A 9,894-nucleotide genomic window follows, 5' to 3' on the forward strand; every position below is an offset into this window, starting at 1 on the left:
GGGTCCGCCCCTCACAGCCCCCCGGTCCTCCCCCGCCCCAGCCCGCCCTCGCGGGGGCGCGGCACCGGTGCGTTCGGGCGCGCCCGGCTGCGGTCAGCGGCGCGGCCCGGCGACCCGCCCGGCGGCCGGCCCCCGTTCAGAGCGGCGGGCGCCGGCACGGGGGTTCAGTGCCCGGTGCGGGCGGCCTGCCGCTCACGCAGGACGGCGATCGCCTCCCGGCACCAGTCGCGGTTGCCGCGCTCGAAGGCCAGCCCGCGCAGGCAGGTCAGGTACGGGCCGATGCGCTCGCCCTCGCGCAGGTGGTCGGCCTCGCTGCGGCCGCCGCGCATGGCGTGCAGCATCCGCTCGAACAGGTCGACCTTGGCCTGCGCGAACTCGGCGCGCTCGGCGAGCTGTTCGAGGAGGACGGCGGGGTCGAGGCGGTCGGCGGCGCGGACCTTGACCATCAGGTCGTCGCGGACGAAGGACGGCTTGGTGGACGCCTCGGCGAAGGCCTCCAGTTCGGCGAGGCCCGCGTCGGTGACGTGGAAGAGGCGCTTGGTGGGCCGGTTGTCCTGGACGACCTCGCGCCCGGCCGCCAGCCCGTCCCGCTCCAGCCGGGCCAGCTCGGCGTACAGCTGCTGCGGCTGGGCGTACCAGAAGTTGGCCACGCCCAGGTCGAAGGCCTTGGCCAGTTCGTAGCCGCTGGTCTCGCCGTCCAGCAGCGCGGCCAGTACGGCGTGGCGCAGTGCCATCGTCGTCCGTCCCCCCGTCCTGTCGCCCGGCTCCCTGTCGTGGAGTGCGCCTGCCATGGTACTCATGAATCTGACCAGTCATATTCATGAGTACCCGCGTGTCCGACCGACCGAGGAGTGCGAGCCCATGACCGCCGCCGCCACTACCGCTTCCGCCGCCGCCAACGCCGCCACCGCCGAGCGCTTCCGCACCGCCGTGCACCACCGCGACCTCGCCGCGCTGGACGACCTCTTCACCGACGACATCCGCTTCTACAGCCCGGTCAAGTTCACCCCCTTCGAGGGCAAGCCGATGGTGCTCGGCCTCTTCGGCGTGCTGCTGCGCACCTTCGAGGACTTCCGCTACGTCGGCGACCACACGGGCACGGCGCAGACGAGCACCGACGGCACCGAGGCGCCCACGGCGGTGCTGCTGTTCCGGGCGGTGGCCAGCGGCAAGGACATCCACGGCATCGACCTGCTGCACTTCGACGAGCAGGGCCGGATCAAGGAGTTCACCGTGATGGTCCGCCCGCAGTCCGCCGTGCAGGCGCTGGGGCAGGCGGTGCTGGCCGGGCTGGTCGCCGACGGCCTGGCGCCCGCGCCGCCGGCCGCCTGAGCCCGGAACGGTCCGGGCCCGGCCCGTGTGGTCCCGCCGGTCTGAGCCTCCGCTGAGCTTTCGGGCCCCTCAACACATCTCCGGTACAAGGATGTTGCCGCTCGCGGACACATCCGCCCGCCGGGTCGGGCATGATCCGGAACCCGGCACCCGGAACAACCCGGATCCCGGGATGCAGGGTGCGGGGGAAACGACGCGGGGGAGGCGTGATGAGGCGGACGGCGTGGGGCGGGTGCGCCGCGGCGGTGGTGCTGGCGCTGGGGGCGGTGGCCTGCACGGGGCAGGGGGGTGACGGGGCGCCACCCGTGTCGGCCCGGCCGTCGGCGACGGTGCAGCCGGTGGTGCTGCCCGAGCCCGCCTCGGCGTCCGCGCAGTGGATCGTGGACGAGCTGGCCGGGGCGCGCCGGAACACCCCGCGCTGCCCGGTCCCCTCGCTGGCGAACCTGGTCGTGCTGGGCGACGACGGCGGGGGCGACGCCGACGCGGCGTGGCTCGCGGACGACTCCTACGTGTGCCTCGCCTCGATCACCCGGGGCGACGCCGGGCTGTCCACGGCGATCATCGGTGACCGGATCGGCGTCTTCACGGCCATGCGGGAGGCGAAGATGATCGGCGTCCCCGAGCGGCTCTCCTTCTTCACGCTCTTCCCGGGCGACGTACGACCGGTCGTCCTCAGGGGCGACGACCGTGCCCTCTACGGCGACCTGCACCAGCGGGTGGTCGACCTCGGCGGCGGACGGGCGGTGACCGTCGTCCAGTACGCCTACGTCCACGCGGTGCCGGTCTCGGGGAGCGGCGACGGCGCGGTGTGCCCCTCCGGCACCGACCCGTGCCGCGACGCCCACTGAGCCCCGCCGGCGGTTCGTCCGGCCCGGACGACCGGACCGGATCCACCGTCACCGCCGAGGACGGCAGGCCCGGTCGCGGCTTCACCGGTCAAATCGCGAACTCCGCTGTGGCGCGGCATCGTCGGGCCCTATGGTGATCCCCGGACGTGCCGGGGGGCCGGTCCGACCGGGATGCCGACGACGTTTGGGGGCGCGCATGGGCGAGTGGGACGGATTCCTGGTGGACGGCTACGGCGTGGAGGAGAGCAGCACCTCGCTCGCCCACTCCGAGACCGAAGCCGTCGTGGTCGAGGAGTACACGGAGAGCGCGTTCGCGGTCGAGACCGAGACCGACGGGCACGAGGTCCACGAGGTCCATGCGGTCGAGGTCGTCGAGGTCGTCGAGGTCGTCGAGGTCGTGGAGGTCGTGGAGGTCGTGGAGGTGGCGGAGGTGGTGGAGGTTTCGGAGGTCACCTTCGAGGCCTACCTCTCCGTGGCGGAGACCTACACCGCCGCGGGTTCCTACGAGTCCGGGACGTCCGACGGTCACACCGAGGAGGCCGGCGGCCACTCCTCCGACGACAACGGATTCACCCGCGACCACGGCTCGTCCCATGACGTCGACGCGGCGCACGACGGCGATCCGTTCCACGGCGGCGAGACGGCCCATGACACCGACGCGTCCTACGAGGACCTGATCTGACGCTGTCCCGGACATCCGGCGCCCGGCGCCGGACGGACCGATCCTCCCCGCCTGCCGCCACCGGAGGTGCCGTGCCCTCGATCACCCTGGACGCCGAACGCCGGATCGCGGCTGCGCCGGAGCGGGTCCGCAGTGCCGTGGCGGCGGTGCTCCACCGCTCCGGCTTCCAGCTCACCGCGGACCTCGCCACCGTCATCGAGGCCCACCGCGGCTCCGCCGTGCGGGCGGTGATGATGATGCCGGACCAGGTGCCGATCCTGGCGCGGATGAACGTGCTCCCCGATGCCGGGCCGCAGGCGGCGCTGGTCCGCGTGCACTTCTCCGACCGGGCGCTGTCCACCGTGATGGTGGGGGTGCAGGGACCCTTCCAGCAGGCGTTCCTGTCGATGCTCGCCGCCGTCGACGAGGCGCTCGCCGCCCTCGTCCCCGGGACGGCCGCCGAGGGGTTCCCCGCCCCGCACCTGTGGGCACGGCAACGCAGTTCGGACGTCGCCGAGCGCGGCCACGCCGCCGGCCAGCGCCTCGTCGACGGGGCCGCCTCGATGTTCTCCGGCCGCCTTTCGGGCGGGACGAGGAGCGGCGGCCCGGCGGGCTGGGCGGGCATCACCCACGTCCGGTTCGTCTCGGACGCGGGCCTGGTGGTGCTCGGCATGCCCGCCGTCGGCGCGCTGCTGGCGATCCCCGCGCTGATCGGTTCCGAGCGGGTGCCCGCGGGCGGGGCGCCCTCGCTGCCGGACGCGCTCAGGGCAAAGGTGTTCGATCTCGCCGCGCTGGTCGAGACCAGGCTCTCCCGGGGTGCCTACGGGGTCGAGACCGTGGAGGTCCCGGACGGGCACCGGCTCACCTTCCAGTTCCTGCACCAGCAGGCGGCGATCCGCTCCCGGCTGCCCGTGCGCACGCTGTGCGTGTGCCGCGACTGCAAGCACCCCAAGGTCGTCAACCTGGACCTGAAGCGGCTGCGGTCGAGGAACCGCAACCTCAAGATGCTGGTGTCCGTGCTCGGTGCGACCGCCGGGCGCAACGACCCCAACCCCTTCCAGGTCTTCAGCACCGTGTTCCGCCAGGCCAAGCTGGAACCCGACTTCATCTGCACCCGCTGCGAGAGCACCGAGGCCGACGAACGCCCCGTCACCTTCTGCCCGGCGTGCGGCGACCAGCGCGCGGAGGCCGTGCTCACCACCTGCGACAAGTGCGGGCACGACTTCCGCACCCCGTTCCGGGACGCGCGCATCTGGGACGAGACGCCGCCGGCGCCGCCGATGCCCCCGGTGCCGCCCTCGCCCGCGATGCCCCCTCAGCCCGCGGCGCCGCCCGCGCCCGCGACACCGCCGGTGCCAGTGCCGGTGCCCACGCCCGCCGTGCCGCCGGTGCCTCCGCCTCCGCCGCCGACCCCGCCCGCCCCCGGGTTCGGGCCCCCACCGGCCCCCGGGTTCGGGCCCCCGCCCGCCCGGCACCCGGCACCGGCCGCACCCGTGTCCGTGCCCCCTCCGGTGCCGCCGTCCCACCGGCCGTCCCCGCCGTCCCAGCCGGTGCCGCCGCCGTCCCCGCCGTGGTCCTCCCCGCCCCCGGTCAACCCGTACGCGCAGCCCGCCGCGGCGCCGGGGCGGACCTGCGCGATCTGCGGCCTGCCGTACCCGGTGCTGTGGAACGTGCAGGTCCTGCGGGACGGGGCCCGGCAGCAGCTGGCGGTCTGTGCGACCACCGCGCGCTGCTCCCCGCCGTCCGCCACCGCGCCCGTCCGGGCCTGAGCGGGCGGGTGGCCGAGCCGATCCGGTGCCCGCCCTGCCCGGCTCGCTCCGGCGTGCGGCGCCCGGTGCCCGCTCACCCCAGCAGTGCCGCCACCGCGCGCGGGGTCCAGTGCCCGTCGGCGCCGGGGCGGGTGGCGAGGTAGCCGGCGGTGCGCCACGGCCCCCAGGCGTGGGACTCGGCCAGGCCGGCGCCCAGGGTGCGCAGGTAGGCGGCCGAGGGGGCGTTCAGTGCGGCGCCGGCCACGCCCCCGGGGGCGGTGAAGGTCAGCAGCGGGTGTCCGTCCAGCTCGCCGACGTGCAGCAGCGTCTCGTAGCGGCCCGGGCCGAGCTCGGCGCGGCCCTCGGCGAGGACCCGGGTGAGGTCGAGGTCGGCGCCGGGGGAGCGGCGCATCTCCTGGGCGGCGATGTCGCTGAACTGGCCGCCGGTCAGCAGGTAGGCCCGGCAGGGGGCGCCGCCGGGCACGGACGGGTCGTAGAAGGCCGAGCCGCCGCCCCAGGTCAGGGACCGGCCGGCGAAGTACAGGGTGCCCGGCAGCGCGGTCGCGACCGCCCGGCGCGCGGGGCTGCGGTTACGGCATCCGGGGTAGGTGTGCGCTCCGCCGTTGGGACGGCCGCCGTGCAGGTAGCAGGCGAGCCGGGCCGCGTGCAGGTTCGATCCGTACGCCACGTACCAGACGAGATCGCACGCATTCCGGCCGATGACACGCCCGTTCGGTAAAGGATTTCCCTCGTTTTCCTCAGGAAATGCCCTGGCGTCGACCCCATTCCACAGCTTGCTCACAGGAAGCGCCCACGGTGAGGGGTGCGAGAGAATCCCACACGACCATGTGGGAGGCGTGAACGGGGTGATGATCCGACCAAAACCCCCCGATTCGGTAGCGCCCCCCTCACTACCGGTACCGTGCCCGACGCCATGGTGTTCATCACTCTTGCCTCTCCCGATACGTCGTTTCACTGCTCGGCGATTACGCTTCACCAGCGAAAACGCCCAAAAACACCGAAATGACATTCGAATCACGCCCTGCCGGCCCCATTCGGCATCGATGATGAGAATTTCCTTTGACCGCACCCCCGCTGCATCCAGCGGACTCCCAGCGGAGTCATGGCGGGTGGGCGCGCCCGCAGATGACCTCAGTGTCACCTCCCGTCACCCCCGACACAGCCCGTACGCGCCCCCCAGAACCGGAGCCGAGGAAACACCCCCATGGACGCACGCCACGACACGGCCGGCCCGGGCACGCTGCACCGCCCGCACCCGGGCCCCGCGGCCGGCTGGCCGGTGGCCCAGCCGGCCCACCCCCGCAGCCTGCTCGACGTCATCGCCGCCACCGCCGACGCCCACCCCGAGGCGACCGCGCTCGACACCGGCGACACCGTCCTCGGCTACCGCGCCCTGCTCCACGAGGTCGACGCCCTCGCCGGACAGCTGGCCGCCCACGGCATCGGCACCGGCGACCGCGTCGGCGTGCGCATCCCCTCCGGCACCGCCGACCTCTACGTCGCGGTCCTCGCCGTGCTGCGCTGCGGCGCCGCCTACGTCCCCGTGGACGCCGACGACCCCGACGAACGCGCCGAGATGATCTGGCAGGACGCCGCCGTCTGCGCCGTCATCGGCGCCGAACGCCGCCTCTACGCCGGACCCGCCGCCCGGCCCTCCGGCCGCCCCGCCTGGCCCACCCCCGCCGACGACGCCTGGATCATCTTCACGTCCGGCACCACCGGCCGCCCCAAGGGCGTCGCCGTCACCCACCGCAGCGCCGCCGCGTTCGTCGACGCCGAAGCCCGCATCTTCCTGCGCCGCCAGCCCCTCGGCCCGGGCGACCGCGTCCTCGCCGGCCTGTCCGTCGCCTTCGACGCCTCCTGCGAGGAGATGTGGCTGGCCTGGCGCCACGGCGCCTGCCTCGTCCCCGCCCCCCGCTCCCTCGTCAAGGCCGGCACCGACCTCGGCCCCTGGCTCGTCGAACGGCGCATCACCGCCATCTCCACCGTCCCCACCCTGCTCGCCCTGTGGCCGCAGGAATGCCTGGACGACGTGCGCCTGATCATCGTCGGCGGCGAGGCCTGCCCCGCCGAACTCGTCGACCGCCTCGCCACCCCCGGCCGCGAGTTCTGGAACACCTACGGCCCCACCGAGACCACCGTCGTCGCCACCGCCGCCCGCATGCTCCCCGGCCGGCCCGTGCGCATCGGCGCCCCCCTGGACGGCTGGGAGATCGCCGTCGTCGACCAGGCCGGGAACCCCGTCCCCTGGTACGAGACCGGCGAACTGCTCATCACCGGCGTCGGCACCGCCCGCTACCTCGACCCCGCCAAGGACGCCGAGAAGTTCGGCGCCCACCCCGCCCTCGCCTCCCCGCGCGTCTACCGAAGCGGCGACCTGGTCCGCAACGACCCCGACGGCCTGGTCTTCCTCGGCCGCGCCGACGACCAGATCAAACTCGGCGGCCGCCGCATCGAACTCGGCGAGATCGACGCCGCCCTCCAAGCCCTGCCGCACGTGGTGGCCGCGGCCGCCGCCGTCCGCAAGACCCCCGCCGGCGCCGACCTGCTCGTCGGCTACCTCGTCGCCCGGCCCGGCACCACCCCCGACCTCGCGGCCGCCCGCCGGCAACTCCTCGAACGCCTGCCCGCCCCGCTGGTGCCCGTCCTCGCCCTCGTCGACTCCCTGCCCACCCGCACCTCCGGCAAGGTCGACCGGAACGCCCTGCCCTGGCCGCTCGCCACCACCGGCGGCGCCGACCGCCCCGCCGAAACCCCCGACGGCACCGCCGGCTGGCTCGCCGGACACTGGGAACGCCTGCTCGGCATGGCCCCCGGCACCGGCGACGACTTCTTCGCCCTCGGCGGCTCCAGCCTCACCGCCGCCCGCCTCGTCTCCGACCTGCGCACCCGCCACAGCGGCGTCTCCGTCGCCGACCTGTACGCCCACCCCGTCCTCGGCGACCTCGCCGCCTACCTCGACACCCTCACCCCCGCCGCGGCCCCCGACCACACCACCGCCGCCCCCGCGCAGAACCGGCGCACCGTACGCCGCACCCCCCGCAGCGCCGCCCTGTGGCAGACCCTCCTGCTCCTCGGCATGTTCACCCTCTCCGGACTGCGCTGGATCCTCGTCCTCATCGCCCTCGACAACCTCACCGGCAACCACCTCACCTGGGCCCCGCACAGCTCCTGGTGGCCCGTCGCCGCCGGACTCGCCCTCCTCTACAGCGCCCCCGGCCGCACCCTGGTCGCCGCCGGCGGCGCCCGCGCCCTCACCGCCGGCATCCGCCCCGGCAGCCACCCCCGCGGCGGCCACGTCCACCTGCGGCTGTGGGCCGCCGAACGCTACACCGCCATGTTCGGCACCGCCGCCCTCGCCGGCACCCCCTGGGCCGTGCGCTACGCCCGCGCCCTCGGCTGCCGCGTCGGCCCCGGCGTGCGCCTGCACACCCTGCCCCCCGTCACCGGCCTCGCCCGCCTCGGCGCCCACAGCTCCCTCGAACCCGAAGCCGACCTCGCCGGCTGGTGGCTCGACGGCGACACCCTCCACCTCGGCCACGTCGAGGTCGGCGAAGGCGCCCGCGTCGGCCACCGCGCCACCCTCATGCCCGGCGCCCGCGTCGGCGCCCGCGCCGAGATCGCCCCCGGATCCTGCGTCACCGGCACCGTCCCGCCCGGCGAACACTGGCACGGCTCCCCGGCCCGCCCCAGCACCGAACCCCTCGCCGACTGGCCCGCCACCCCCGCCCACGCCTCCCGCGCCTGGAACCTCGCCTACGGCGCCGGCTTCGCCCTCCTCGGCCTCGTCCCGATCATCTCCGCCCTGCCCGCCCTGGCCGTCGTCTACCCGATGATCGACACCGACCACACCCTCGCCGCCGCCCTCGTCCAGCTCCTGCCCGCCACCATCCCCCTCGCCGCCCTCACCCTCCTGTGCCACGCCGCGCTCATAGCGCTCCTCGTCCGCCTCCTCTCCCGCCCGCTGCGCCCCGGCTACCACCCCGCCGGCGGCCGCGTCGCCTTCTGCGCCTGGGCCGTCAGCCGACTCAGCGACACCGCCCGGCGCACCCTCTTCCCCTTCTACGCCGGCCTCTTCACCCCCGTGTGGCTGCGCCTGCTCGGCGCCCGCGTCGGACGCCGCGTCGAAGCCTCCACCGTCCTCGCCCTGCCCGGCCTGATGCGCGTCGACGACGGTGCCTTCCTCGCCGACGACACCCTCGTCGCCCCCTACGAACTGCGCGGCGGCTGGCTCCGCCTCGGGCCCTCCCGCATCGGGCGCCGCTCCTTCGTCGGCAACTCCGGCATCGTCGGCCCCGGCCGCCACCTGCCCGACAACTCCCTCGTCGGCGTCCTGTCCGACACCCCCGCCCACGCCCCCGAAGGCTCCTCCTGGCTCGGCCGCCCCGCCTTCGCCCTGCCCCGCGTCGCCGACGCCGGCGGCGAAGGCCGCACCTACGACCCGCCCCGGCGCCTGATGTGGGCCCGCGCCGGCGTCGAGGTCTGCCGCCTGCTGCCCGTCATCCTCGCCGCCCTGCTCGGCGACCTCGTCCTCGCCGTCCTGCAGGAACTGCGCGACGACTACGGCCTGGCCACCGCCCTCGCCGGCGCCGGACTCGTCCTCGCCGCCGCCGCCGTCATCGCCTGCGCCGTCACCACCGCCGCCAAATGGCTGCTCGTCGGACGCTTCCGCGTCGCCGAACACCCGCTGTGGTCCTCCTTCGTGTGGCGCAACGAGCTCTACGACACCTTCGTCGAGGAACTCGCCATGCCCTTCGGCGGCCACACCATCACCGGCACCCCCTACCTGAACGTGTGGCTGCGCAGCCTCGGCGCCCACATCGGACGCGGCGTGTGGTGCGAGACCCACTGGCTGCCCGAGAGCGACCTCGTCACCGTCGAAGCCGGCGCCAGCGTCAACCGCGGCACCGTCCTGCAGACCCACCTCTTCCACGACCGCGTCATGCGGCTGGGCCCCGTCCACCTCGGCGCCGGCTCCACCACCGGCCCGCACTCCATCGTCCTGCTCAACTCCTCCCTCGGCACCAACACCACCGTCGGACCCGCCTCCCTCGTCATGCGCGGCGAGAACGTCCCCGGCGCCACCCGCTGGCTCGGCAACCCCGTCGCCGCGTGGAACACCGACCCCACCCCGCCCGCCGGGCGCCGCGCCGGACGCGGCCGACGACGGGCCCCGGCCTCGGTGTGACACAGGTCACCCCGTTCGGGCGATGAGTCGGGGGGGGGGGGGGGGGGGCCCGCCCCCGCCCCGCCCCCCCCCCGCCGGCGCCCCGGCCGCGCCCGC

Annotated in this window: 7 protein-coding genes; 5 read left to right on the top strand and 2 right to left on the bottom strand. The window is 75.1% G+C overall.

The window, feature by feature from the left end:
* Positions 1–164: 164 nt before the first annotated feature.
* The gene (locus ACFV0O_RS36695) at positions 165–734 is read right to left on the bottom strand and encodes a PadR family transcriptional regulator (RefSeq protein ID WP_380348471.1); all 570 of its coding nucleotides are present in this window, start codon (positions 732–734) and stop codon (positions 165–167) included.
* Between the two features lie 127 nt (positions 735–861).
* On the opposite strand from ACFV0O_RS36695, the gene ACFV0O_RS36700 reads away from it, so the two are divergent.
* The 4 genes from ACFV0O_RS36700 to ACFV0O_RS36715 all read left to right on the top strand — a co-directional run bounded on the left by ACFV0O_RS36700 (position 862) and on the right by ACFV0O_RS36715 (position 4,610).
* Complete coding sequence (locus tag ACFV0O_RS36700) at positions 862–1,332, top strand: nuclear transport factor 2 family protein (RefSeq protein ID WP_380348472.1); 471 nt, start codon at positions 862–864, stop codon at positions 1,330–1,332.
* Positions 1,333–1,541: 209 nt separating this feature from the next.
* Positions 1,542–2,180: a hypothetical protein gene (locus ACFV0O_RS36705; RefSeq protein ID WP_380348474.1), complete on the top strand. Its 639-nt coding sequence runs from the start codon at positions 1,542–1,544 to the stop codon at positions 2,178–2,180.
* 196 nt (positions 2,181–2,376) lie between these two features.
* A complete protein-coding gene (locus tag ACFV0O_RS36710) occupies positions 2,377–2,862 on the top strand; it encodes a hypothetical protein (RefSeq protein ID WP_380348476.1) in 486 nt (161 codons plus the stop codon).
* A 71-nt stretch (positions 2,863–2,933) separates the two neighbouring features.
* Positions 2,934–4,610 carry a hypothetical protein gene (locus tag ACFV0O_RS36715; protein ID WP_380348478.1) on the top strand — a complete coding sequence of 559 codons (1,677 nt, stop codon included), beginning with the start codon at positions 2,934–2,936 and terminating at the stop codon, positions 4,608–4,610.
* 73 nt (positions 4,611–4,683) lie between these two features.
* On the opposite strand, the gene ACFV0O_RS36720 is transcribed toward ACFV0O_RS36715, so the two are convergent.
* Positions 4,684–5,277 carry a histone deacetylase gene (locus tag ACFV0O_RS36720; protein ID WP_380348480.1) on the bottom strand — a complete coding sequence of 198 codons (594 nt, stop codon included), beginning with the start codon at positions 5,275–5,277 and terminating at the stop codon, positions 4,684–4,686.
* 537 nt (positions 5,278–5,814) lie between these two features.
* Here ACFV0O_RS36720 and ACFV0O_RS36725 point away from each other — a divergent pair.
* Positions 5,815–9,798, top strand: coding sequence for a Pls/PosA family non-ribosomal peptide synthetase (locus ACFV0O_RS36725; RefSeq protein WP_380348482.1), 3,984 nt, complete (start codon positions 5,815–5,817; stop codon positions 9,796–9,798).
* Positions 9,799–9,894 lie beyond the last annotated feature (96 nt).

It is taken from the genome of Kitasatospora sp. NPDC059577, assembly GCF_042735475.1.
Taxonomy (GTDB): Bacteria; Actinomycetota; Actinomycetes; order Streptomycetales; family Streptomycetaceae; genus Kitasatospora.